The sequence below is a fragment of the Insulibacter thermoxylanivorax genome (assembly GCF_015472005.1).
Classification (GTDB): domain Bacteria; phylum Bacillota; class Bacilli; order Paenibacillales; family DA-C8; genus Insulibacter; species Insulibacter thermoxylanivorax.
On record NZ_BMAQ01000001.1, the window covers coordinates 57,187 to 81,935 of the forward strand.

Here is a 24,749-nt window from a genome sequence, read left to right on the forward strand (position 1 = left end):
TAAGTCCAACTGCATACGTCCATATGCTTTATTTCAACTGCTCATAACTCCAGCTGTGTCGGGATCAACGGTCCGTGTTTAACAGTCCGCGTTCGACTGCTAATGGCTGATCGCCTTTCGATCATTCACACTGACTGTTATTGATCGCTCTTATAACGGCCGCCCGGCTGCCAACGTCATCCCAGCACCGCCTCTGCTAAGATCTCGGCGATATCCCTTGCCGCCGTACGATCCTCAGCGCCGAGCTGCTTGACGCCGTCCTCCAGCATCGTCAAACAGTAAGGACAGGCGCTGCTGATGATCGTCGGATCCGTGCTGAGGGCCTGTTCGGTCCGCGCTTCATTGATCCGTTTGCCGGCCCGTTCTTCCATCCACATCAGACCTCCGCCGGCGCCGCAGCACATGCCGCGGCTGCGCGAGCGCTCCATCTCCACGAGCTGTACGCCGGGCAGGGCCCGAAGCAGCTGCCGCGGCGCTTCGTAGATGCCGTTATAGCGCCCCAGATAGCAGGAATCATGGTAGGTGATCCGCTCCTCGAGAGGTTTGCGGGGGATGAGGCGTCCTGATTCCAGCAGCATGGCGAGCAGCTCCGTATGATGCAAGATGGTGATGCTGGGATCAAGGCCGAAATCCGGATATTCATGCTTGAAGGTGTTGTACGTATGGGGGCAGGGGGTAACGATCTTGCGCACGCCCCAGCGATGGAACAGCACGATGTTGGCAGCGGCCAGCTCTTGGAAGAGCAGTTCATTGCCCATACGGCGCGCGGTGTCCCCTGAGCTGTATTCCTCATCGCCGAGGACGGCGAAATTGATCCCCGCCGTGTGAAGCAGTTTCACCAGGGACTGGGTGATCTTGCGGCTGCGGTTGTCATAGGAGCCCATCGATCCTGCGAAGAGCAGGTACTCGAAATCCGGGTTCTCGCGAACCGTTGGCACCGCATATCCCGCTTCGATCAAGGGCTGTGTCCAGGCGGTGCGCTCGCGCCTGCTGATGCCCCAGGGATTGCCTTGGCGTTCGATGTTGGTCAGCGCCCGCTGCCCCTCCGCCGGCAAGCTGCCTTCCATCAGCACCAAATAGCGGCGCATGTCGATGATCTTATCGACGTGTTCATTGCCGACGGGACACACTTCCTCGCAGTTGCGGCAAGTGGTGCACGCCCACAGCTCCGCCTCCGTCATCACATCGCCGTGCAGCCGGACCTCCGACGCATCTCGATCTGCCCGCTTGCTCCAGGATTGCAGCTGGGCTGTCATCGTCGGTTCGATATCGGTGCCGGCCTTATTAGACCAGTCGACGGCTGCGGTTAACACTCCTGCGTCCACAACATGGGCACCCGGACTTGCAGTCAAGAAGTCCAGGGCTGTGCGCCGTCTGCCGCTGGACACCGCTCCTTGGTCTATGAGATGATCGCGCAGCTTCGTGATGAGATGCATGGGAGACAGCGCTTTGCCGGTATTGGAGGCAGGGCACACCTCCGTGCAGCGGCCGCATTCCACGCAGGCATACAGATCGAGCAGCTGTTTTCGCGAGAACTGTTCGATCTTCTCCACCCCGAAGCTCTCCGCCTCTTCATCGCTTAGATCGAGCGGACGGAGTCTGCCTGGCGGGGACGTTCTTCTGAGTAGAATGTTGATAGGTGCAGTGATCAGGTGAAAGTGCTTCGATTGGGGGATATAGATGAGAAAAGCTAACAAGATCAACAGATGGAACCACCAGCTCGCATAGAAGCCGACGAGAAGCGCAGTGCGGGGGAGGGAAGCGAGCAAGGCGGCGAGCCAAGAGCTGAGGGGCGAATACCAGGAGAAGGACGGTTCGTGAAGCGCACGTTCAAAGGTCAGCGTCATCAAGATGGAGAACATCAGCGTTCCAATAAAATACAGCACCATGCTCGGCTGCCAGCCCCGCTTGAGTCGGGGGACGCGTTCCATGTAGCGTCTGTACCCCGCATATCCGACGGATAAGAGGACGAGTGAGACGGTGATTTCCTGAATCAAACCGAAGACCGCATAACCCGGCAGCGGCAGACCGCGTCCGCCCAGCCCCTTGATCAGGATGTCCAGCGCGCCCAGCTGCAGGATGAGGAAACCGTAGAAGATCACGACATGCATCAGGCCGCTTCGCTTGTCCTCAAGCAATTTGCGCTGTCCGAAGACCTCGGAGGCAAAATCACGGAGCCTAAGTGTCCATCTGCTGCCGTCGTCCGGCGGTGTTCCAAGTTTGATGGTTCTGTACCGGTTGTATACGATCGAGCCGAACTGGAAGAGGGCTGCTCCGGTGATCAAGAGGAAGAGCAGGAACTGGACCCACAGCCCCATCATAGGCATCCGTCCTTTCTGTGTCCGATCTATTGGTGAGCCATGACAAGCGCCAAGCGGAATCAGAGAGCCGTCATAATCAAGGAATCGAGGATTATACTTGTAATGAATGACTATTCAGCAAAGCTTGGGATTATAACTGTCGGCATTCGCTGCCCTGCGGACGAAGGCGGCAGAAGCTGCACAGGAGAAGGGGAAGATGCGATGAAGATCTATGTATTGCTGAAGCAAACCTTCGATACGGAAGAGAGAATCGTGCTGCAGGACGGAGCGGTCAGCGAGGAGGGAGTACGGTATATCATCAATCCCTATGATGAGTACGCGGTGGAGGAAGCGATCAGAATCCGGGAAGCCTGCGGCGGTACTGTCTATGTGGTCACTGCAGGCCCCGAAAGGGCGGCAGAGGCGCTGCGTACGGCGCTGGCGATGGGGGCCGACGAAGCGGTGCATATCGAGGAAGTGCCGGATGCGGATGAGGCGGTAACCTCCCGCTTGCTTGCCGCTTATCTGAAACAACAGAAGCCTGATCTCATCCTCGGCGGATTCTTCTCCATCGATCAAGGAGCCGGCCAGACGGCGATTCGCGTGGCTGAATTGCTCGGCATGCCCCATGTATCCGCCGTGACGAAGCTTACGGTTGAATCCGGAACTGCAAGATGTGAACGCGATGCTGAAGGGGATATCCAGCGCCTGGAGGTTGAGCTGCCGGCGGTCATCACGGCGCAGCAGGGACTCAATGAACCGCGGTATCCTTCCTTGCCGGGGATTATGAAGGCGAAGCGTAAGCCGTATCACCGCATCGGCTTGGAGCAGCTGGGCCTTAAGCCGGAGGAGCTGATGCCGCGCCGCAAACGGCTGATCGTCACACTGCCTCCGGCGCGCAGTGAAGGGCGCATCTTAACGGGCACGCTAGAAGAACAGGTACAGTCGCTGATTGCTCATCTGCGGCAAGTCGAGAAGGTCATCTAGAGGAGGTCCATGGGATGGGAAAGACATATCTGGTTGTTGCCGAAGCAAGGGAAGGAGCTCTGCGTCAGGTTTCGGGGGAAGCCTTGCAGACGGCACGGATCATCGGTACCCCGCAGGACCGCTTCCTCGCCGTTGTGCCCGGCCTTGGGGTAACGGAGGCGGCCCGGCAATTAGCGGCATATGGTGCCAGTGAGGTGCTGGTGATGGATCACGCGGAGCTGGAACACTACAATCCGGAGATCTATGCGGCGAATCTCATGCGCATCATCAAGCAGTATTCGCCCGATGTGATCCTTATGGGTCACACGGCCATCGGCAGGGATCTGGCACCGCGTCTCGCTGCCAAGTTAGATGCAGGCATGGCCTCCGACATCACCGCGGTTGAGCGGGACGGTGATGAGATAAGGCTGATCCGCCCGATCTATGCGGGCAAGGCCTTTGAGCACACGGTGCTCACGAGCACGCCTTGGGTGATCACCGTGCGGGCGAACAACCTGCCGCAGGCTGCTCTGCAGGAGGCAGCCGGGCAAGTGACAGAGCTGCCGTATGAGGCGCCGGAATCGCTGAGAACCATTGTTCATGACGTGATCCGAAAGTCTGCAGGGAGAGCGGATCTATCGGAAGCGCGGATCATCGTTGCCGGCGGGCGGGGCGTTAAGAGCAGCGAGGGCTTTAAGGTTCTGGAGCAGTTAGCGGATGTCCTGGGCGGCGCTGTGGGAGCATCGCGCGGCGCATGCGATGCCGGTTATTGCGACTATGCTTTACAGATCGGACAGACGGGCAAAGTTGTCACGCCGGATCTCTATATCGCCTGCGGCATCAGCGGTGCGATCCAACACCTGGCGGGGATGAGCCAGTCCAAAGTGATTGTCGCCGTGAATACCGATCCGGAAGCACCGATCTTCAGCATCGCGGATTATGGAATCGTCGGCGATCTGTTTGAAGTCGTGCCGCTTCTCGCACAGGCGTTACGGGAGTGGAAAGATCAGTCGGAATGACGCTTCCGTCCGCTGAGGTTCAGAGTAAGCAACCGATATAGAATCAGATTTTATCATCAGGTCTTATCCGAATCATCTTGACTGTGAATTAACTTGAGCTTCTCGGCTCGAGTTAATTTTTTGATGGCAGCTTCCCGCTGCATGGCTTCAGATTTGCTCTTGCAGACTTCTTGGTAGACGAGGGCAACGGGCAGCCTGGAGCGGGTATATCGCGATGCCTTGCCCGCGTTGTGGGCGGCCAGCCGCTTCTTCAGATCGACGGTATAGCCCGTATAGATCGACTGATCGGCGCATTGCAGCATGTAGACATAGAAGATAAGCCATCTCTCCTTCGAAAAAAGTCCATGATTTTACGAAAAAAATCAAACTTTAGCGTGCCAGAACATGGCAATAATGGTATAATAGCTATACAAGTCTAACAAAAATACACGCAAAAGGTGGGAATTAGTTCTTGAGGATATATGTGTATACTTCACCCTCCGTCGCCCATACCGGGTTAGAGCGGTCTATTCGCCAACTTATGCAAGGACTCATTTCCCGCGGCCATGAGTGCAAACTTCTCATGTTGCGTTCTTCGGACAAGCATTCAGATGTGGAAGACATGGATGATCCAAACGTCATCCTGTGCGGCCAAGGCAGAGTGCACAAGGCACGGACCGCTGATCCGGTGATCCATGCGATCCTGGACCTGCAGCACACGATGCGCTTGCTTCCCGCACCTGATGTGATCCTGACCCTGACCCCGATGTGCACGGGGATTGCCAGAGCGGTCATCGAGTCGATGGATGTTCCAGCGGCGATCGTCAGCAGAATCAGCGGTCCGCTGAGTAAGTACGATCACTTTGCATCCCTGACCTATGCCGATGCACACTTGGCGGTTAGTTCCGGCATTGCGGAGAAGATCGTGGAGCTTGCGCCCGATGCACTCGTTGAGACGGTATACCACCCCCTATTGGATGAACCGATCCGGCCGGTACCGCGGGCAGAGATTCCTACCTTTGTCTACATCGGCCGTATGCACAATATACAGAAACGGATCGACGTGATGTTCCGCGCGCTGGCCGCCCTGCCGAATAAGCGCTGGCGTTTGAAGCTGATCGAGGACGCGCCCCCGGAGCCGGTTTCCAGCGATGAGATCCGCATGAAGGATCTGGCGATTAAGCTGGGGATTGCCGATCGTATCGATTGGATCGGTTATTCGGAATCCCCTTGGGATGAGGTGGACGAAGCGACTCTGCTCATCCTGTCTTCCGATTGGGAAGCTTACTGCTATGTTCTGATCGAAGCATTGGTGCGGGGCATTCCCGTGATCTCAAGCGATTGTCCGACGGGGCCGCGGGATATCGTTCAGCCGAACGTCAATGGATGGTTATTCAAGCCCGGCGATGTTCTGGGTCTGGCCGGCACGATCAGCCGTATCATGTCCGGCTCGCTCACCTTGCCGGATGCCGAAACCTGCCGCCGTTCGATCGCCCGCTTCGATCAGGAGCGCGTGATGGATCAGATCGAACAAGCTTTGCTGCGATATGTCCGGGATAAGGAAAGGCAGATCATATAGAAACTTATTAGGACTTATTAGGACTTATTAGGACTTATTAGGACTTATTAGGACTTATTAGGACTTATTAGGACTTATAGGGAACTTGCGGCGCGAATAGCATGAATAAGGGCTGCCCTTCGCCAGAGGACGATGGGGCAGCCCCGTTTTCGTATACTGGTATGCTGGTCTTGGGACCATGGCCTTATCTTATCTTGTCTTAAGCTTAAGGGACATGAAGTATAACCCCAAGTCAGGCCTCCAGTTCCACGTTCGGATCGACCTCAGCATCGTAATCGACGCCGTCGACCTCGAAGCCGAACAGCTTGAAGAAGTCCGTGCGATATCCCGCGATGTCGCTGATCTCCTGCAGATTCTCCGAAGTGACTTGCTGCCAGAGCTTGGCCACTTCCTCTTGGACATCTTGACGCATCTCCAGATCATCGACGCGGATGAGCCGCTGCTCATCCACAGGCACTTCTCCGCCCTTGTACAGTCGATCGCGGAACAGGCGATGCATCTGTTCGATGGTGTTTTCGTGCAGGCCCTTATCCTTCATCACCTTAAAGAGCAGGGAGATGTACAGCGGAACGACGGGAATGGCCGCGCTGGATTGGGTGACAAGCGCCTTGTTCACAGAGACATAGGCTTCACCGCCGATGCGGGATTGCAGTTTCTCATGGAGCTGGTGGCTCGTGCTTTCCAGATCGTCTTTGGCTCGTCCGATCGTTCCTTCGCGATAGACCGGGTAGGTGATCTCCGGACCGATGTAGGAATAGGCGACGGTCTTCGCGCCTTCAGCCAGCACACCTGCTTCCAGCAGGGCATCGATCCACATCGCCCAGTCTTCGCCGCCCATGACGGCGATGGTCGCGCGGATCTCCTCATCCGAAGCCGGCTCCAGGGTGATCTCGGTGACCTCGCCCGTATGGATATCCACGGTCTTGTTCGTGTATGTGCTGCCGATCGGCTTCAGCACGGAGTTAAAGGTTTCGCCGCTGGTCGGGTGGGTGCGGCGCGGTGCTGCCAAGCTGTAGACGACGAGGTCCACTTGGCCCAGGTCCTTGCGAATCTTCTCGATGGTTTGCTGCTTGATCTCATCGGAGAAGGCATCGCCGACGATGCTGGCCGCATAGAGGCCGTCAGCCCGCGCTGCTCGTTCGAAGGCTGCGGTGTTGTACCAGCCGGCCGTTGCCGTGCGGCTGCCGGATGCCGGCCGCTCGAAGCATACGCCCAGCGTAGCCGCTTGGCTGCCGTAAGCCGCCGCGATGCGGGATGCCAGACCGTAGCCCGTCGATGAGCCGATGATGAGCACCTTCTTCGGTCCGTCAATGGCCGGCTGCTGCTTGACGTAATCGATCTGCTCTTGCACATTCCGGGCACAACCGATCGGATGAGCAGTTGTGCAGATGAATCCGCGCACTTTAGGTTTAATGATCATACGCCCAAATCCTTTCCGATTCCCAATATTAGATTCCTTGATTCCTTAATAAATTTCAGTAGTACATTATCAAATAATGGTTGGCTTGGCAAGGTTCATCCCGCGGCACCATTACCCGGGAAAGCGCATGAATCGACAGTCTGCGACAAGGTATGATACAATCGGAAGAAGCTGTTGCCACAGCGGCTCGAAACAAGCGGCTGCTTGTCGAAGGTGAGTGCGCTTCAGAACGGCATTGCGATAAAGTGCCGCTGCAGAGAGGAGAGAGTATGATGTATACGGACTTTATTCGGATCAAATCGCTGCAAGGCGAGTTAAAAATATCCCATAAACAGCGCCATCTCGGGTTAACGGTTTCCACGGAAGAACTTGTTATTCAGAAACCTCATATCAATTATCATATACCGCTTGACCAGATTATTTCAATCATTCCGTATGAGAATGTCGTCAGTGATTACAGCTATGTCAATCGTGAGGAAGGCCGGGAGGAGATCACCCGCCTCGGCTTCAGTGCGCATACTTACAGAATCTATGTTAAGAGCGCCGTGATGCATACACGGAGCGGCATCTTTCCGATGGAGCGGATGGAATTCATCGTGCCGCTGCACCCGGATCTGTTAGCGCCGATCCAGCGATACAGCGAACTCAGCCCGATCCCCTAGAGGATCGGGCCTAAGCTTCGCCTTATCCATTACCAGCCTCGCTCGTAAGGTACGGGCGGGGCTATTTTGATGCCCAGCTGCGCAGCTGCTCTGCGCGGCCAGTATGGATCGCGCAGCAATTCGCGTCCCAGGAAGACGAGGTCGGCACGCCCATTGGAGAGGATCTCTTCCGCTTGTTCAGGGGCGGTGATCAGGCCGACGGCGCCCGTCAGCATGCCTGTCTCCTGCTTGATGCGTTCTGCCAAAGGAACCTGATACCCAGGATAAGCATCGATCGGTGCCGGCACGAGGCCGCCGGAGCTTACGTCGATCAGGTCCACGCCGAGTTCTTGCAGCATGCGGGCGATGGTGACATGGTCTTCGATGGTCAGCCCGCCGTCAGCGTATTCATTGGCGGATACGCGGACGAAGAGCGGCCCCTGCCATACTTCCTGCACGGCTTCGATCACTTCGCGAAGGAAACGGAACCGTCCTTCGAGACTGCCGCCGTACTCATCCTCCCGATGATTCGTAAGCGGGGAGAGGAATTGGTTGATGAGATAACCATGTGCCGCATGGATCTCGATGACATCGAAGCCGGCTTCCGCAGCGCGTCTTGCCCCTTGGCGAAAGGCTTCGATGGTCTCGCGGATTTGCTCAGCGGTCATCGCGCGGGGCATCTTATAGGAATCGTTGAAGCGCAGAGCCGACGGAGCGATGATCTCGCCGTGATCCGCCGATTTGCGGCCGGCGTGGGCAAGTTGAATACCGATCTTAGCATCCTGTTCATGGACGAGCTGCACAAGCTCCCGCAGCCCCTCCACATGCTCATCCGACCAGATGCCAAGATCATGGACGGAGATGCGTCCTTGGGGTGTTACCGCCGTTGCTTCGATGATGATCAAGCCGACTTGGCCGACGGCGCGGGATGCATAGTGGGTCTTATGCCAGCTGTTTACTTTCCCGCTCTCATCGAGACAGGAATACATGCACATCGGTGACATGACGATGCGATTCTTCAAGGTCATGTTCTTAATCGTAATAGGTGAGAACAGTTGCATCGCTGTTCGAGCTCCTTTCACAGAACTTGCGATGATTGTTGGTGAATCGATGCCACTATTATACCATCAGTTGTGCAGACATGATCAGTTGAGTTGACATTTGCTCTGACCTGCATCATTGCCGACAGCTCCGTACGCAGGGAAGATGCGAAGCACGTGCTTGATTGATATAATATTTTATAATGTACAAAAATTAATTTAGGGGGCAGCAGGATGTCCGTCGTGCGCAAGATCGTGCAAGCGCCCATTTTCCTCTACCGCAGATTCATCTCACCGCTTAAACCGCCGACCTGCCGATTCTATCCATCGTGTTCACTGTATGCCTTGGAGGCCATCGAGGAGCACGGCGTAGTGCGGGGCGGCTGGCTGGCGGTAAGGCGCATCGCTCGCTGCCATCCCTTCCATCCGGGCGGATACGATCCGGTGCCGCCGAGCCCGCGCAAGGGATCTAAGGAACTGAGCGGCGAAGAACAGGACGGCCGCGCTGGAGAGGATCGCTGTGAACATCCATGAAGCACCCGCAGACTTGACGTTGGCAGGATGATTTCGGTATATTGTGCATAATAGAGCATATCGATAGAGCATATCGTTCTGACGAAGGGATGAGTACGCTCGTGCAGAAGTTGCAGAGAGCCGGGGGAGCTGGGAACCGGTACTTACCGGCGGGCGGAAGATGGTCCTGGAGGAATCGCAGTCGAGTCGCTTCGCGGATGCGGCGGAACGATGAGGCGGCGACGTGCGTCCCCGCGTTAAGGGGCAGGCTTGATGCAGGCCGGATGAGCCCATCGCTTGTGAGAGCGACGGGGAAATTGGGTGGTACCGCGTGAGTAAAGCTCTCGTCCCAAGTTGGATGAGTGCTTATTTTTTTTGAATAGGGATGGAGGTAAGGAGTATATGAGTCAAGAGGCCAAAACATTCTATATTACAACGCCGATCTATTATCCCAGCGATAATCTGCATATCGGACATGCTTATACGACGGTGGCCGGAGATGCCATGGCGCGCTATAAACGGCTGCGCGGCTATGATGTGTTCTACTTGACGGGCACCGATGAGCACGGGCAGAAGATCGAGCGCAAAGCAGCGGAGAAAGGCACATCCCCGCAGCAGTTCGTCGATGACATCGTTGCCGGGATCAAGGAGCTGTGGGACAAGCTGGAGATCTCCCATGATGATTTTATCCGCACGACGGAAGAGCGGCATAAGAAGGCGGTGGAGAAGATCTTCCAACGCCTGCTCGATCAAGGGGATATCTACTTGGGTACATATGAAGGATGGTATTGTACGCCGTGTGAATCCTTCTTCCTGGAGCGCCAGCTCGTCAACGGCAACTGTCCGGATTGCGGACGCCCCGTCGAGAAGGTGAAGGAAGAGTGTTATTTCTTCCGCATGAGCAAATATGTGGACCGCCTGCTGCAATATTATGAGGAGAATCCGGACTTCATTCAGCCGGAGTCCCGCAAGAACGAGATGATCAACAACTTCATCAAACCGGGATTGGAAGATCTCGCAGTCTCGCGCACAACCTTCGATTGGGGGATCAAGGTGCCGAACGATCCCAAGCACGTCATCTATGTGTGGATCGATGCGCTGACCAACTATATCACCGCCCTCGGCTATGCTTCCGATGATGACAGCAAATTCCGCCGTTACTGGCCGGCAGATGTCCACCTTGTGGGCAAGGAGATCGTCCGCTTCCATACGATCTATTGGCCGATCATGCTGATGGCCCTTGATCTGCCGCTGCCGAAGAAGGTCTTCGGACACGGCTGGTGGCTTACGCTGGAAGGCAAGATGTCGAAGTCCAAGGGCAATGTGATCAACCCTGTCCATCTCATCGACCGCTACGGTTTGGATGCCTTTCGTTACTTCTTGCTTCGTGAAGTTCCTTTCGGTTCAGACGGCACCTTCACGCCGGAAGGCTTCATCGAGCGGATTAACTTCGATCTTGCCAACGACTTCGGCAACCTGCTGAACCGTACCGTAGCGATGATCGACCGATACTTTGACGGCGTCATTCCGGAATATGCCGGATCGGTTACGCCGCACGATGAAGAACTGAAAAAAGCGGCAGCAGAAGCCGTCGCTCAAGTGGAACAAGCGATGGATGAGATGGCCTTCTCCGTTGCTCTGTCTTCCCTGTGGAAATTCATCAGCCTGTCGAACAAATACATCGACCAGACGCAGCCATGGAATCTGGCCAAGGACGAAGCGAAGCGCAGCGAACTGGCCTCCGTTATGACGCACCTCGCTGAAGCCCTGCGCATGATCTCGATCATGCTGCAGCCGTTCATGACGAGAGCGCCGAAGCAGGTGTGGGAGCAGCTCGGCATTGCGGAAGGCGAGTTAACCGCCTGGGATTCCCTGCGCACCTTCGGCCTGGCAGGCGGTCAGAAAGTCGCCAAGGGAAGCCCGATCTTCCCGCGCCTTGACGTGGAGCAGGAGAGGGAGTTCATCCTGAAATCGATGACGAACCTCGCTCAGCCGCCCGCCGAAGCATCCGCTGCAGACGGAGGTGGCAAGAAGGCTGGTGCAGCATCTTCTGAGGCCAGCGGCAATAAGACCGGCGATGCAGAAGAAGAACATAAGGATGAGATCACGATCGATGACTTCGCGAAGATCGAATTGCGCGTCGCGCAGGTGATCGCTGCAGAGCCGGTGAAGAAGGCGGATCGCCTGCTCAAACTGCAGCTCGATCTCGGCTATGAGCAGCGTCAGGTCGTCTCGGGAATCGCCCAGCACTACAAGCCGGAGGAGCTGATCGGCCGCAAGGTGATCTGTGTGACGAACCTCAAACCCGTCAAACTGCGCGGCGAGTTGTCTCAGGGCATGATCCTCGCGGCATCGAAGGACGGGCAGCTGACCCTGGCCACCGTGCCGGATTCGATGCCGAACGGCGCTGTGGTGAAGTAATGCAATGTGATGACACCCCGCTTTCCAGCGGGGTGTATTTCTATGACGATCGATCGGTTAACTGTGCGGACGCTTGCAGATCGCTCGGCAGACGATTGGAGCTGTTTCCGTCCTGTGGCTTTTTGTCCTAAATTTTGGACAAAAAGTTTTCGCCGACGCCTGTTTTCTGGATTTTGTACTATTTTTATGAAAAAACCGTAAAGTGCGCCTCATTTCGTACTTGTTTTATTCGAGAATTCGTATAAAACTTGGCAATTACGCTATTTCCGCTCCACTTTTATCCTAAATTTAGGTTAAATCTGCGGTCGGCGTTTCGTTTCCTACGCCCGCAGCTCCCGCTGTATTTTCGATGAGCTCTCCTATATCCTTCCTATAATCCCTCCTAGGACACTCCAACGGTCTCTTAGTGACATGTCCTAAATATTTTAATTGACAGATCGCAAATACTTGACATATAATCTTGCCTGTAAATCATAAAAATTACTATTTACATGTTATTGACATCACAGGAATGGATTAGGGGGAACCAACTGATGAACAGGCGGATCGCGGCGGTGCTCTTAGGTTTGATGCTTATCGCACAGCTTATCATCACTGGCTGCAGCGCGCAGTCCAATGCAATATCTGAAGATAAGATTAATGTCTATACCAGTTTCTATCCTTTATATGACTTCGCTTCTCGGATCGGCGGCGAACATGTTCAGGTGACGAGTCTCGTCCCGGCGGGGGTGGATCCCCATGACTGGTCGCCCAAAAGCCAGGACATCATCCAATTGTCCAAGGCCCAGTTGTTCATCCATAACGGGGCTGGTTTCGATGACTGGTGGGTGGAGGACCTCCTGACCAGCCTGGGTGAAAGCAAGCCAAAAGTGGTAACAGCAAGCGAGGGAATTGAACTCATACCTGCGGACGGCGAAGGGGCTGGACATGATCACGGCAGCGAGGAAGATGAACATCTTCACGGCAACGAGTTAAATGAGCATGATCACGGAGACTATGACCCCCATGTCTGGCTGAGCCCGCTGAACGCGATGCGCATGGCGGAGAACATCCTAGGCGGGTTGATCGCCGTTGATCCGGAGCATGAAGCCGACTACCGTGCTAATTTTGAACAGTTCAGCGAAGAGCTTAAGGCCCTGCATGAAGAATACATGGCTGTTGTTGAGCAGGCCGGGCGGCTGGAGTTTGTCACCTCCCATCAGGCCTTCGCCTACCTGGCCCGGGATTACGGTCTTACTCAGCTGTCCATCATGGGCTTATCTACGGAAGCAGAGCCGACTTCACAGGATATGATGAAGATCATGGCGTTCATTCGCGAACATGGGGTGCGTTATATCTTGTACGAAGAGCTGTCGTCGCCGAAGATTGCCAAGACGCTGGCGGAGGATCTGGGGATCGAGATGCTGCCGCTCAATCCGATCGAAGGACTCACTCCTGAACAGGAAGCGGCCGGCGAGAATTATGTGTCACTGATGCGTCACAATTTGCGGAGTCTAGAGCTTGCTCTGCAAGAGTAGATTTACTACTATGAACGTAACATGTCTGCGAGTGACGCCGGCATGATAAGGAGAGCGATTGTGCAATGCAAGTTTGCCATGAGCCGGTGATCGAACTGGACCATGTCACCTTCGCCTATGACGGCGAACCGGTATTACAAGATCTGAACATCACGATTCAACAGCGGGATTTCGCCGGCCTGATCGGTACGAACGGCGCGGGGAAGACGACCATGCTGCGCCTCATCGTCGGGCTCTTGAAGCCGAGCGCAGGAGAAGTGAGGCTGTTCGGCCAGCCGCTCCGTTCCTTCGATCAATGGGACCGCATCGGCTATGTTCCGCAGAAACATGCGCTGAATCCGCAGTTTCCGGCCTCCGTGCGCGAGATCGTGCTGTCGGGACTCTACACGCGCAAGCGATGGCTGAAACGGCTGAAGCCGGACGATCACAGCAAAGCAGAGGAAGCGATGCAAGCCCTGGGCATCGAACAACTCGCTGACAAGCGCGTCGGCGAATTGTCCGGCGGTCAGCAGCAGCGGGTCTTCCTGGCGCGTGCAATCATCAATCAGCCGGAACTTCTCATCCTCGATGAGCCGTTCACCGGTGTGGATGAAGCGACGCAGCAGAGCTTCTTTCAGATCCTGCGGCATATGCATCAGCATCATAATATGACTTTCCTCATGGTTTCCCATGATTTGCAGATGATGCGCGAATACCTCGGCGATGAGCCGCTTCGGATCAATCCGCGGCTGAGCCTGTATGTCCGGCATTCCCACGGTCAGGATTGCCGCGGAACGGATATTATGCATTCGCTTAAGAGCCTTCGTGCGGACCGTGAAGAGGAGCAAACTGCGTCCCATGAACGCGGGGATCAAAGAAGGTTCCATGACAGCGGAGAGGTACAAGCGGTCATCCATGCCGGAGAAGGGGAGGGAGAGATGTGAGTGTCACTGAGATGCTGGACATCTTCACCTATCCCTTCTTCCAGAAGGCGCTGCTCGGCGGGATCTTGATCGGACTGATGGCGCCGCTCATCGGAGCCTTCCTTGTCTTCCGCAGATTGTCGATGATCGGGGATACCTTATCCCACGTCTCCATCGCCGGCGTCGCCCTCGGTTTCCTCGTCGGCATGTCCCCTCAGTCGCTTGGCATCGTCTTCGCCGTGATCGCCGCACTGGCCATCGAGAAATTGCGCACGACCTACCGGGCGTATGCGGAGTTGTCCATCGCCATCCTGATGTCCGGCGGCGTGGCCCTTGCCTCGCTGTTTATCTCGATGGGCAAGGGGACGATGAATGTCACGGGATATCTCTTCGGCAGCATCTACACCCTGGATGCGGCGGATCTATGGATTGCTGCCGGCGTCACGCTGGCCGTCCTGCTTTTCGTACTTGTAAACTATAAAGAACTATTTTTGATCACCTTCGACGAGGATGCCGCCCGAGTCAGCGGTCTTCCTGCCGCCGCCTACAATCTGCTGATCACGATCCTGACGGCGCTGACGATCAGCGCGGCGATCAAGATCGTCGGCGCCCTGCTTGTATCCGCGCTGATCACCGTGCCCGTGGCAGCCAGCATGATCGCGGCCAAGGATTTCCGCCGCTCCCTGATCCTGTCCGTGATCTATTCTGAAGCAGCGGTGATCATCGGCGTTACGGCTGCCGGCATCGGCAACTTCGCGCCCAGCGGTACGATCGTCCTGCTCCTGATCTTCATGCTCATCGCGACGATCGCCTCGCGGAAAGGAGTGAAACGCTGAATTGGAACTGAATGTCTGGATCTCTTTGGCGGCAGGTTTCCTGTCCTTTATCTCCCCGTGTTGTCTGCCCCTCTATCCTTCATACTTGTCCTACGTCACCGGTGTATCCGTCGGTCAGCTGAAGGAAGGGGCCGGCCGCCGCGATGTGCGGCGGCGCGTTATGACGCATACCCTGTTCTTCATCATCGGTTTCTCCGTGATCTTCTATGCACTGGGAGCCACAGCTGGACTGATCGCTGAACTGTTCACTAATCAGCGTGTACTCATCCAGCAGATCGCCGGCATCCTGGTCGTCGTCTTCGGCCTTTTCATGCTCGGCATCTTCCAGCCGCAGTTCCTGCTTAGAGAACGGAAATTCCAGTTTGCCAAACCTGCCGGCTATCTCGGCTCTTTCCTGGTCGGCGTTGGTTTTGCTGCCGGCTGGTCGCCGTGCATCGGTCCGATCCTCGGTGCGATCATGTCCCTGGCCGCCTCGGAAACGGGGATCTGGCTGACGATGACCACGGCTTATACGCTGGGCTTCGCCGTTCCCTTCTTCATCATGGCCTTCTTCCTCGGCTCCACCCGCTGGTTGCTGCGCTATTCGAATCTCTTCATGAAGATCGGCGGCGGGGTGATGGTTGTGATCGGCGTTCTGCTGTATTTGGGAGAGATGTCGAAGATCACGGCATTTTTGAACTCGATTACACCGGACTGGCTAAAGTTCTGATTATATGGTAAGTTAAGACTTGCCCCGACTCGTCGAAGCGTTGTATCATCGGGGTAAGCAAGTTTGCGAAGGGAGGGCATGCAAGTGGCGACGCCCAGTATGGAAGATTATCTGGAGCGTATCTATCTGCTGATAGACGAGAAAGGATACGCCCGTGTATCCGATATTGCTGAGGGCCTGGAAGTCCACCCTTCAAGTGTTACGAAGATGATCCAGAAACTGGACAGGGATGATTATCTGATCTATGAGAAGTACCGCGGCCTTGTCCTGACACCGAAAGGCAAGAAAATCGGCAAGCGGCTCGTCGATCGGCATCAGTTGTTGGAGGACTTTCTGAAGATCATCGGAGTGCGTGAGGAGAATATCTATGAGGATGTGGAGGGGATCGAACACCATCTCAGCTGGGATTCGATCACCTGCATCGAGTCGCTGGTGGAATACTTTAACCGTGATCCGCAGCGGGTCAAAGACCTGCAGGCGATCCGTCAGGAGATGGAACTGGATCAGGAAGCTTGAGCAACACTTGGTGCTTATGGATATAAGCAGGGTTAGACACGGCAATTGGAAGGGCTTAGGCCCTTCGTTTTTGTTATTCGGGGTTTTGCAGTCATATGGACAACAGCCGCCCGCATACAATCGAATGTTTCATCATGAGGAACTGTTCGATCGGAAGGCGGGATGGCTAATGCGCATCAATGCGGTATTTGAGGGGGGCGGCGTGAAGGGCATCGCGTTTGTCGGTGCCATCGCCGTGACCCAGCAGAGAGGGTTCGTGTTTCATCGGGTGGCAGGAACTTCCTCGGGGTCGATCGTGGCTTCTTTCCTCGCCGCCGGTTACGGCCATGAGGAGATGAAGGAGCTCATCCTGGAGACGCCGTTTCATCAATTTCTGCAAAAAAGCCTGCTCCACCACATCCCCTATATCGGTCCCATCATCCGTTTGTTGTTCAAGAAGGGCATGTATTCAGGTGATCCCCTGGAGGCGTGGATTCGGCAGAAGCTGCTGGCCAAGGGCGTGCGAACCTTCAGTGATCTGCCGCCGAATTCCCTGTATATCATCGCGTCGGATATCTCCAACGGCAAGATGATCGTCTTGCCCGATGATCTGAAGGACTACGGCATTCATCCTGATTATTTTGAAGTGGCGCGGGCCGTGCGGATGAGCATCAGCATACCGTATTTCTTCGACCCGGTGATCATGAAGCGCAATTATGTCGTCGACGGCGGGATCCTGAGCAACTTCCCGATGTGGATCTTCGACAACGAGATGATCAAGAACGGCGGGGAGAAGCTGATCCCGACGATCGGTTATCAGCTGGTCGGGAAGAATCCCCATGCCAAGAACGAAATCAACGGCCCGTTGTCGATGCTGCAAGCGCTCTTCGCCACGATGATGGGCGCCCACGATGAACGCTATATCGACAAGAAGTATCGCTACCGCACGGTGAAGATCGATGCTTCCAGCGTCGGCACGCTGCACTTCGATATCACCCGGGAGCAGAGCTTGGGACTGTATGAGTCCGGTGTTCGAGCGGCGGAGGAGTTCTTCAACAAGTGGTCCTATGCGGAGTACTTATCCAAATTCCATGATTTCAACAAAAAATTCCTCGGTCGATGAAATGAACCTCCCCCTATGACATTCAGTGATAGCGGGGAGGTTCGTTTCGGTCGTCCTTTTTGGCTCCCTCGATCACGCGCAGCTTCACCTTTCGCTGCGGCTTCTTCCCCGGCTTCCGGGGTCTTGCCGGCGGGATGCTGCCGCTTCTCAGCCGCGCGAACCAGTACCGCCAGCGGTGCGGCGGGTAGAAGTAAAGCAAAGCGATGATCCCGATTAAGAGCAGCGGGATGATCAGCGGCCGTGGATTCGATATGATGCCGATGACGATCAGCACAAACAAAGCGGCCAGCCAGATCTGGTCGCGCCGCGTTTGTCGCCGCCAATTGCGTCGCATGATAATCACACCCTTAGGAATCTTCCTAGTGTCTTGGAATCTGGCAGCCTGAGCAAGCGGCTGCTTCAATCCCATCATACACGGTGTGCAGCCTGCAAAGCAACAGGCCGCCGCATGCTTCGATGTTTAGCAGGGAAGGCTTTGTTGCATACTATGCATATTCCGCGACCTGTATTTATTTTATATTTAAGAGGAAGGAGCCGCACGATGAACACCGTCGAAGATCGGACTATGCAACAAGCTCGGAATCGTGGGGATGAGGGGCATACCGCGCCGCAGCATCGCACGAATCCCTGGACCTTTGCTGTGTATATCGGTTTTTTTGCCGGACTGATCTGGGGGTTGGTGAAGATCTTCTTCTACTATTTTGAGTTTACGAAAGTGGAGCCGGCTTTTTTCATGAGAACTTGGTATGTGGACCGTTATTTGAATACATGGACGGGGCATGTGGTCGGCCTGTTCTGGATTGTCGTCGGTTCCATTGCCGCAGCGCTTGTGTATACCGCATTGTTCCGCAAGTTCCCAGGTCCTTGGCCGGGGGTGCTCTACGGTTTGGCGTGGTGGGCGGTGCTGTATACGTGGGTTGGACCGTGGACGGCTAGCTTCGAGAGCCTGTATACCTTGGACCACAACTCCTTCTGGACGGATCTCAGCATCTTCGTGTTGTGGGGGGTGTTTATCGGCTACAGCATCTCCTTTGAGTTCACCGATGAGCAGAGCAGGGACAGCTCCCGTCAGGTGCTCAAGTAGTTTTTTCTTTCAAAGTGCCCGCTGCTGTGGTACAATGTCATAATGAATTTGCCGAGGCATTTTGAACGATGTAAGGATGGTAGTGATCATGAAGCGTATCTTGGTGTTGAATGGTCCCAATCTCAATCTGCTCGGGATGCGTGAGCCCGGTGTGTACGGCACGGAGACCTTGGCGGATATCGAACGGCGGCTTAGGGAACTGGCGGAAGCGCGGCGGGCTGACATCGACTTCCATCAGTCCAATCATGAAGGCGTGCTTATCGATCTGATCCACGGCGCGGCGGGGAAGTATGACGGCATCGTCTTTAATCCAGGCGCTTATACCCATTACAGCTATGCCCTGCGCGATGCCATCGCTGCGGTGAAGGTGCCCGTCGTGGAGGTGCATATGTCGAACATCCACGCCCGCGAATCCTTCCGCCATCAGTCGGTCATCGCACCGGTTGCCGTCGGCCAGATCGCAGGTTTCGGAGCACGCAGCTATGAACTGGGCTTAAGCGCCATCCTCGATCTTCTCGAGCAGGCATAGTTCACCGCCGGTCAACCTCGTGCATCCTACGCATCCTAACCCAATATAGACTAGCAGGTGATACACTATGAGCAATCAACGGGTGGAACGTCTCAGACAGCGGCTCCAGGAATTAGATCTGGAAACCTTGTTCGTAACCAATGCGGTGAACCGCCGCTATCTGTCCGGCTTTACGGGGTCTGCGGGTTATCTCGTGATCACGATGCAGGAAGCGCTTTTGATCACGGATTTTCGCTATCGTGAACAAGCTCCGCAGCAGGCAGCCGGCTACCGGGTGATCGAACATACGGGCAATCCGGCCGTCACCATTGCTGAGACCTTGCGTGAGCTCGGCATCCGCCGCATCGGCTTCGAGCAGCATGATGTAAGCTATGCTGATTATCAGAACTATGTCAAGGAATTCGGGATCGAGATGGTGCCGGTGGATCAACTGGTCGAGCAGCTGCGCATGACCAAAGATGATGAAGAGTTGAAGCTGATCCAAGAGGCCTGTGACCTTGTCGATCGTACATACGAACATATGCTTGGCTTTATTCGTCCGGGTATGACGGAGCGGGATGTGGCGCTCGAGCTGGAATTCTTCATGCGTGCCCACGGCGCCGACAGCCCGTCCTTCGATACGATCGTCGCTTCCGGCGTGCGCTCTTCGCTGCCCCACGGCGCCGCATCGGAGAAGGTGCTCGAACCGGGTGACTTTGTGACCTTGGATTTCGGCGCATATATGAACGGGTACTGTTCGGATATTACGCGAACGGTGGTACTGGGTCCGCTGTCGGATCGCCACCGCGAGATCTACGAGATCGTGTTGGAGGCCCAGCTTCTCGCCCTGGAGAGAATCAAGCCGGGGATGACAGGCGCGGAGGCAGACCGCATCGCCCGCGATTACATCGCTTCCCGCGGTTACGGAGAACAATTCGGCCACGGGCTCGGCCATGGACTTGGCATGGAAGTCCATGAGCAGCCGCGGTTGGCACGTACCGGTTCCATCGTGCTGGAGCCGGGGATGGTCGTCACCATCGAACCGGGGATCTATATCCCGGGATTCGGCGGCGTGCGCATCGAGGATGATGCGGTGGTGACGGAGACGGGACTCAAGCGGTTGACGAAGTCTACTAAGGAGCTGAAGGTCCTGCAGTAATTCGACAGGATCTAGATTCCTTCGACAGCAGTTGCTTTTTGATCCACGTTTGATCCATAATTTTATATATTTATCGAATTAGATCAGGAGGGAATTCTGTGATATCAGTTAACGATTTTCGTACAGGATTGACAATTGAATATGAGGGTGAGATCTTTTCGGTGCTCGACTTCCAACACGTGAAGCCGGGGAAAGGTGCGGCCTTCGTCCGCTCGAAGCTGAAGAACCTGCGCAACGGCAACATCGTGGAGAAGACCTTCCGCGCAGGAGAACAAGTAGGACGCGCCCATGTGGAGAACCGCACGATGCAGTATCTCTACAATGCCGGTGACGAATACACCTTCATGGACAATGAGACCTACGATCAGATTACGCTGAATCGCAGCCAGATCGAGTGGGAATTGAATTTCCTGAAGGAGAATATGAATGTACAGATCACCAGCTATCAAGGTGAAGTTCTCGGCATCCAGCTGCCGAACAGCGTGGAACTGCAAGTGGTGGAGACGGAGCCGGGCGTGAAGGGCAACACCGCTACCAACGCGACGAAGAGCGCTAAGCTGGAGACAGGTTTCGTCGTACAGGTGCCGCTCTTCATCAACGAAGGCGATATCTTGTCCATCGATACAAGAGACGGCAAATATCTGTCCCGTGCTTGATCGAGTCTCTCATCTTGGTGCCGGGGAGTGAAGAAACTTGTCATTAGTAGTGATGAAATTCGGCGGCAGCTCCGTCGGCGATACGGAGCGTATGAAGCGTGTCGCCAAACGGATCGTAGCGAAGAAAGAAGAAGGGCATAAAGTCGTCGTTGTCGTCTCGGCGATGGGAGATACAACGGATGATCTGATCGATCTGGCGAAGAGCATCACCGATCGGCCTGCCGCACGCGAGATGGATATGCTGCTTACCACGGGGGAACAGGTCTCCGTAGCATTGCTCGCTATGGCGATTCAGGAACTCGGTACGCCGGCGATCTCCTATACCGGCTGGCAGGCAGGGATGATCACGGATGAGGCGCACGGCCGCGCCAAGATCAACGACATCAAGCCGAAGCGGATCATGGAATCGCTGGAGCAGGGCAAGATCGTGATCGTCGCCGGCTTCCAAGGCATCTCCGATGACGGGGAGATCACGACCCTTGGCCGCGGCGGATCGGATACGACGGCGGTAGCCATAGCTGCCGCAATTCAAGCAGATCTGTGTGAGATCTATACCGATGTGGACGGCGTCTATTCGACGGATCCGCGCATTGTGAAGCACGCCCGCAAGCTGGACGCGATCTCCTATGATGAGATGCTGGAGCTGGCGAATCTGGGGGCTGCAATCCTCCATCCGCGGGCAGTGGAATATGCGAAGCAATACAATGTGAAACTAGTGGTACGTTCCAGCTTTACGAATGCGGAAGGAACGTTAGTGAAGGAGGAAGCAGCGATGGAGCAGGGAATCGTCGTCCGCGGCATCGCCTATGACAAGAATGTAGCCAGAATCAGCATTCAGGGAGTCAAGGACGAGCCCGGGATCCTGGCTGCGGTATTCACCGCGCTGGCCGAAGCCGGGATTGATGTCGATATCATCGTACAGAGCGGGATTTCCAATGGTACAGCGGACTTCTCCTTTACGGTCCATCTCGAGGATGCGGAGCGCGCGAAGTCTGTAATCGAAGGGATCCGCGACCGCGTGGAATTCGAGAAAGTCACCTCAGAGACCGATCTGGTCAAAGTATCGATCGTCGGCGCGGGCATGGTGAGCAACCCGGGAGTTGCGGCGAAGATGTTCGACGTCATCTCCAAGCAAGGCGTCAACATCAAGATGGTCAGCACATCGGAGATCAAGATCTCCTGTGTTATTGATGTGACCCATCTGACGGAAGTCATCCTGGCCTTGCATTCCGCTTTCGATCTGGATACGAATCAGACGGCCTTCGTAGGCGGACCGAAAGAGAGAAGATAAGCAAGGGAATCAACCGAACCATACGCCGCGCTATACGGCAATATGCGAAAGGCACTGATCTCATAGGCATCATCTGCCGATTAAGAAACTGAAGATCTTTAGAAACAGCGCGGTAATCCCCGCCGCCATAAGCGGACCCACGGGGATGCCGCGCAGGAAGATAATGCCCAATATCGAACCGATGACTAGACCCACGATGAGTTGTGGGTCTATTTTTAATACCTCCAACCCCTTGGCGTTCATATAGGTCGCCGCTGCGCCGCCGGCCAGAGCGATGATCCCCGGCCATGAGGTGAACACATGAATGATATCGCGCCAGCCGATCTTCTCGCTGGCGAAGGGCACGAGAACGGCCATGGTCAGAAACAGGAGACCGAGTTCGAGGCCGCGCCGCTCGATCACAGGCAAGTATCGCTCCAGGTGAATCAGCTTGATGATGAGCAGGATGCAAGCGGCCGTCGTGATAATCGGCGAACGGCCGATCAGTCCCGTGATGATCAGGATGACGAGCAAGATTTCTCCATTCATAGACCGATACCCCTGTCCCAGAATTCATACATTCCATTGTATGGGACAGCCTGCGATTTTAGAACTTTGCAATCAGCGTATCATGCACGAGAATCGGCACAACATCGGTGATGTTCGTCTGACTGCAGTAAGACACCTCTTCTTCCAAGCCGATGTTCGACAGCCGCCGGCCGTTGCGGCAGGAGAGGATTTCCTCTTCCAGCCGGTCCTTAACATGGAAGTAGCTGCTGCGCATCGCCGCTCCAAAGTCGTCCACATCCACTCTCTCCGTGCTTTGCTTCTCCACTTCAGTGATGAACAATCCTGCACAGAGACCATCTTCCAAAGAAAAACGATCCTTCGTTCCAGCGCAGATCACGGCGATATCCCGCTTTAGAGACAAGCAATAGCGCGCCGCAGCCCGAACATTGAGCAGGGCAGCAGCGACCACGCAGCTGGCCTTTGACGATTTTTGGATCGCCCGTGTGCCGTTGGTTGTAGTGAGGATGACTTTCTTTCCCCGAAGTTCAGGGGACATGTACTCGAAAGGGCTGTTGCCCAGCTCGAAACCTGGAATCTTCTTGCCGTTTCGCTCACCCCCGAGATAGGTTCCTTCCTGCTGACGTTCCTTTGCTTGATAGACCGTTTCTACCGGGATGACGCCTTCACATCCGTATTGCAGTGCGGTGATGATCGTGCTCGTCGCTCGCAGCACATCGATGACGACGGCGGTTTTGCCGACGAGATCGTCCGTGCAGGTTTCATTGACGGATGGGATGACGGCTATACGACACATCTGCTACCTCTCCTTCATTTTCCGGCTTTCCTGATAAGACCGTTAATCGTATCCGCCCTTAATCCGCGGCGCAGCGCTTCCAAAGACAGCACATCATCGGGAGCGATGTTGCCGAGATTCGTCTCTGGTCCGAGGCGGTTGATCAGTTCTGCCTGCTGTGTCTTCAGCGGTGCCTCCCAAAGGACGACATGCGGGTCGGGAAGCTGAGCCAGGACGTCTTCGATTATCCCGCCCATACATTTGCCCTGCTCATCATAGATGCCGACTCCCTTCCCGGATTCCCGCCCTTCGATGGTAACGAACTCCGATCCATACTTAAGGTCATCTTGGATCGTCTGGATGAGCGCCTCGGTTTCCAGCTTCGATCCCCATGCTTTCTTGCCGTATTCCGTGAACACCTTTAATCCCAGCGCGGCGCCGTGCTCGATGAGCTCGTGTCTGACCTCCTTCGGCATGTCGATCGTGCCGTCGGACACCTCGATCCCGTCGAAACCGAGACGGGTGACGGTATCCAGGTACTCCGGCACCAATCCCTTCAGAACAGCGATTTCCAAGAAGGTTCCGCCGGGCATGACCGTGATGCGGTGCTGTTTGCAGAGAGTGATCTTCTCGCGAAGGAGTTCATGAGAGTAGAGCGCGGATGTGCCGAAACCCAGTTTGATGATATCGATATAATCACCGGCTGTCTCGATCATGTCGCGAAAGGCGGTCCTGCCCAACCCTTTGTCGATCACCATCGTCAGCCCGATGCGCCGGGGTTTGGCCCTGCGGCTGCCGGAAGGATCGATCAGCTCGGCATTCCATACACCTTCTCGTAAACTCTCCATATCCCTTACGTCCCCTAACTGTAGATAAATTGTATGACTCATGATGGCAATATATGCGGTCCCGCCTGGGGGTGTGCCCATGATCCTAAAATCGAACAAGCCCGCATAGAGTGGATATACAAGTGTATAGGACAAGGAGAGACGGCTATGAGCAAATATCTCTTAGGCATGGTGCTGATCCGGATCCTCTCAGGCACCCTCGAGATCACCGCCGCGCTGATCATGTATCGGCTGAATTCCTTGGAGAAGGCGCTGTTGGTGAACTCGACGCTGGCCCTCGTCGGACCGTTCGTGTTGATCACGACGACGGCTCTTGGGTTAGTCGGCGTGGCGGATAAGTTGTCCTACAGCAAGCTGCTGTGGATCATCGCGGGACTGACCTGCCTGTTCATCGGCATCTTCAAGCGATAAGGGCTCTATTAACAGACAAGCATGAATAAAACCGCCGGTCAAGCATACAT

General features: G+C 55.4%; 26 protein-coding genes. 18 read left to right on the forward strand and 8 right to left on the reverse strand.

Features of this window, described 5'->3' with window-relative positions; genetic code table 11:
• Window positions 1–176 precede the first annotated feature (176 nt).
• A complete protein-coding gene (locus PRECH8_RS00215; protein ID WP_200965042.1) occupies window positions 177–2,321 on the reverse strand; it encodes a heterodisulfide reductase-related iron-sulfur binding cluster in 2,145 nt (714 codons plus the stop codon).
• A 201-nt stretch (window positions 2,322–2,522) separates the two neighbouring features.
• Here PRECH8_RS00215 and PRECH8_RS00220 point away from each other — a divergent pair, with 201 nt between their 5' ends.
• Together PRECH8_RS00220 and PRECH8_RS00225 are read left to right on the forward strand one after the other, a co-directional pair.
• Window positions 2,523–3,287, forward strand: a complete 765-nt coding sequence (locus PRECH8_RS00220) for an electron transfer flavoprotein subunit beta/FixA family protein (RefSeq protein WP_200965244.1) — start codon at window positions 2,523–2,525, stop codon at window positions 3,285–3,287.
• A gap of 14 nt (window positions 3,288–3,301) precedes the next feature.
• The gene (locus PRECH8_RS00225; protein WP_200965043.1) at window positions 3,302–4,285 is read left to right on the forward strand and encodes an electron transfer flavoprotein subunit alpha/FixB family protein; all 984 of its coding nucleotides are present in this window, start codon (window positions 3,302–3,304) and stop codon (window positions 4,283–4,285) included.
• Window positions 4,286–4,341: 56 nt separating this feature from the next.
• Here PRECH8_RS00225 and PRECH8_RS00230 read toward each other — a convergent pair whose 3' ends face one another.
• Complete coding sequence (locus tag PRECH8_RS00230; RefSeq protein WP_200965044.1) at window positions 4,342–4,587, reverse strand: GIY-YIG nuclease family protein; 246 nt, start codon at window positions 4,585–4,587, stop codon at window positions 4,342–4,344.
• Window positions 4,588–4,886: 299 nt separating this feature from the next.
• On the opposite strand from PRECH8_RS00230, the gene PRECH8_RS00235 reads away from it, so the two are divergent.
• A complete protein-coding gene (locus PRECH8_RS00235; RefSeq protein ID WP_200965045.1) occupies window positions 4,887–5,843 on the forward strand; it encodes a glycosyltransferase in 957 nt (318 codons plus the stop codon).
• A 232-nt stretch (window positions 5,844–6,075) separates the two neighbouring features.
• On the opposite strand, the gene fabV is transcribed toward PRECH8_RS00235, so the two are convergent.
• Complete coding sequence (gene fabV / locus PRECH8_RS00240) at window positions 6,076–7,263, reverse strand: enoyl-ACP reductase FabV (RefSeq protein WP_200965046.1); 1,188 nt, start codon at window positions 7,261–7,263, stop codon at window positions 6,076–6,078.
• Window positions 7,264–7,535: 272 nt separating this feature from the next.
• Here fabV and PRECH8_RS00245 point away from each other — a divergent pair, with 272 nt between their 5' ends.
• A complete protein-coding gene (locus PRECH8_RS00245) occupies window positions 7,536–7,925 on the forward strand; it encodes a hypothetical protein (RefSeq protein WP_200965047.1) in 390 nt (129 codons plus the stop codon).
• 29 nt (window positions 7,926–7,954) lie between these two features.
• On the opposite strand, the gene namA is transcribed toward PRECH8_RS00245, so the two are convergent.
• Entirely contained in the window at window positions 7,955–8,965 is a 1,011-nt protein-coding gene (gene namA, locus PRECH8_RS00250) for an NADPH dehydrogenase NamA (protein WP_200965048.1), read from the reverse strand.
• Window positions 8,966–9,178: 213 nt separating this feature from the next.
• Here namA and yidD point away from each other — a divergent pair, with 213 nt between their 5' ends.
• The 8 genes from yidD to PRECH8_RS00290 all read left to right on the forward strand — a co-directional run bounded on the left by yidD (window position 9,179) and on the right by PRECH8_RS00290 (window position 17,460).
• Window positions 9,179–9,478, forward strand: coding sequence for a membrane protein insertion efficiency factor YidD (yidD, locus tag PRECH8_RS00255; RefSeq protein ID WP_200965049.1), 300 nt, complete (start codon window positions 9,179–9,181; stop codon window positions 9,476–9,478).
• A 381-nt stretch (window positions 9,479–9,859) separates the two neighbouring features.
• Window positions 9,860–11,878: a methionine--tRNA ligase gene (gene metG / locus PRECH8_RS00260; RefSeq protein WP_200965050.1), complete on the forward strand. Its 2,019-nt coding sequence runs from the start codon at window positions 9,860–9,862 to the stop codon at window positions 11,876–11,878.
• Between the two features lie 533 nt (window positions 11,879–12,411).
• On the forward strand, window positions 12,412–13,395 hold the full coding sequence (locus PRECH8_RS00265) for a metal ABC transporter substrate-binding protein (RefSeq protein WP_200965051.1): 984 nt from the start codon (window positions 12,412–12,414) through the stop codon (window positions 13,393–13,395).
• Between the two features lie 65 nt (window positions 13,396–13,460).
• Window positions 13,461–14,318 carry a metal ABC transporter ATP-binding protein gene (locus PRECH8_RS00270; RefSeq protein ID WP_200965052.1) on the forward strand — a complete coding sequence of 286 codons (858 nt, stop codon included), beginning with the start codon at window positions 13,461–13,463 and terminating at the stop codon, window positions 14,316–14,318.
• Window positions 14,319–14,332: 14 nt separating this feature from the next.
• Window positions 14,333–15,133, forward strand: coding sequence for a metal ABC transporter permease (locus PRECH8_RS00275; RefSeq protein WP_371871158.1), 801 nt, complete (start codon window positions 14,333–14,335; stop codon window positions 15,131–15,133).
• Between the two features lies 1 nt (window position 15,134).
• Entirely contained in the window at window positions 15,135–15,842 is a 708-nt protein-coding gene (locus PRECH8_RS00280) for a cytochrome c biogenesis CcdA family protein (protein ID WP_200965053.1), read from the forward strand.
• Window positions 15,843–15,926: 84 nt separating this feature from the next.
• Complete coding sequence (gene mntR, locus PRECH8_RS00285) at window positions 15,927–16,358, forward strand: transcriptional regulator MntR (RefSeq protein WP_200965054.1); 432 nt, start codon at window positions 15,927–15,929, stop codon at window positions 16,356–16,358.
• A gap of 124 nt (window positions 16,359–16,482) precedes the next feature.
• On the forward strand, window positions 16,483–17,460 hold the full coding sequence (locus PRECH8_RS00290; RefSeq protein WP_308808393.1) for a patatin-like phospholipase family protein: 978 nt from the start codon (window positions 16,483–16,485) through the stop codon (window positions 17,458–17,460).
• Window positions 17,461–17,482: 22 nt separating this feature from the next.
• Here the strand turns inward: PRECH8_RS00290 and PRECH8_RS00295 are convergent, their stop codons facing one another.
• The gene (locus tag PRECH8_RS00295; RefSeq protein WP_242457348.1) at window positions 17,483–17,869 is read right to left on the reverse strand and encodes a hypothetical protein; all 387 of its coding nucleotides are present in this window, start codon (window positions 17,867–17,869) and stop codon (window positions 17,483–17,485) included.
• Window positions 17,870–18,001: 132 nt separating this feature from the next.
• Here PRECH8_RS00295 and PRECH8_RS00300 point away from each other — a divergent pair, with 132 nt between their 5' ends.
• The 5 genes from PRECH8_RS00300 to PRECH8_RS00320 all read left to right on the forward strand — a co-directional run bounded on the left by PRECH8_RS00300 (window position 18,002) and on the right by PRECH8_RS00320 (window position 22,158).
• On the forward strand, window positions 18,002–18,544 hold the full coding sequence (locus PRECH8_RS00300) for a YqhR family membrane protein (RefSeq protein ID WP_242457349.1): 543 nt from the start codon (window positions 18,002–18,004) through the stop codon (window positions 18,542–18,544).
• Window positions 18,545–18,632: 88 nt separating this feature from the next.
• Complete coding sequence (aroQ, locus tag PRECH8_RS00305) at window positions 18,633–19,073, forward strand: type II 3-dehydroquinate dehydratase (RefSeq protein ID WP_200965056.1); 441 nt, start codon at window positions 18,633–18,635, stop codon at window positions 19,071–19,073.
• Window positions 19,074–19,140: 67 nt separating this feature from the next.
• On the forward strand, window positions 19,141–20,211 hold the full coding sequence (locus PRECH8_RS00310; protein ID WP_200965057.1) for a M24 family metallopeptidase: 1,071 nt from the start codon (window positions 19,141–19,143) through the stop codon (window positions 20,209–20,211).
• Between the two features lie 98 nt (window positions 20,212–20,309).
• Window positions 20,310–20,867 carry an elongation factor P gene (gene efp / locus PRECH8_RS00315; RefSeq protein ID WP_200965058.1) on the forward strand — a complete coding sequence of 186 codons (558 nt, stop codon included), beginning with the start codon at window positions 20,310–20,312 and terminating at the stop codon, window positions 20,865–20,867.
• A gap of 37 nt (window positions 20,868–20,904) precedes the next feature.
• Window positions 20,905–22,158 (forward strand): aspartate kinase, encoded by a 1,254-nt coding sequence (locus tag PRECH8_RS00320; RefSeq protein WP_200965059.1) that lies wholly within the window; start codon window positions 20,905–20,907, stop codon window positions 22,156–22,158.
• A 69-nt stretch (window positions 22,159–22,227) separates the two neighbouring features.
• Here the strand turns inward: PRECH8_RS00320 and PRECH8_RS00325 are convergent, their stop codons facing one another.
• The 3 genes from PRECH8_RS00325 to comA are packed head-to-tail and all read right to left on the reverse strand — an operon-like array spanning window position 22,228 to window position 24,288.
• Window positions 22,228–22,686 (reverse strand): DUF441 domain-containing protein, encoded by a 459-nt coding sequence (locus PRECH8_RS00325; protein WP_200965060.1) that lies wholly within the window; start codon window positions 22,684–22,686, stop codon window positions 22,228–22,230.
• Between the two features lie 58 nt (window positions 22,687–22,744).
• Window positions 22,745–23,461 (reverse strand): 2-phosphosulfolactate phosphatase, encoded by a 717-nt coding sequence (locus PRECH8_RS00330; protein ID WP_200965061.1) that lies wholly within the window; start codon window positions 23,459–23,461, stop codon window positions 22,745–22,747.
• Window positions 23,462–23,475: 14 nt separating this feature from the next.
• Entirely contained in the window at window positions 23,476–24,288 is an 813-nt protein-coding gene (gene comA / locus PRECH8_RS00335; protein ID WP_200965062.1) for a phosphosulfolactate synthase, read from the reverse strand.
• Between the two features lie 147 nt (window positions 24,289–24,435).
• Between comA and PRECH8_RS00340 the strand changes: the two genes are divergently transcribed.
• Window positions 24,436–24,699 (forward strand): YqhV family protein, encoded by a 264-nt coding sequence (locus tag PRECH8_RS00340; protein WP_200965063.1) that lies wholly within the window; start codon window positions 24,436–24,438, stop codon window positions 24,697–24,699.
• Window positions 24,700–24,749: the final 50 nt, after the last annotated feature.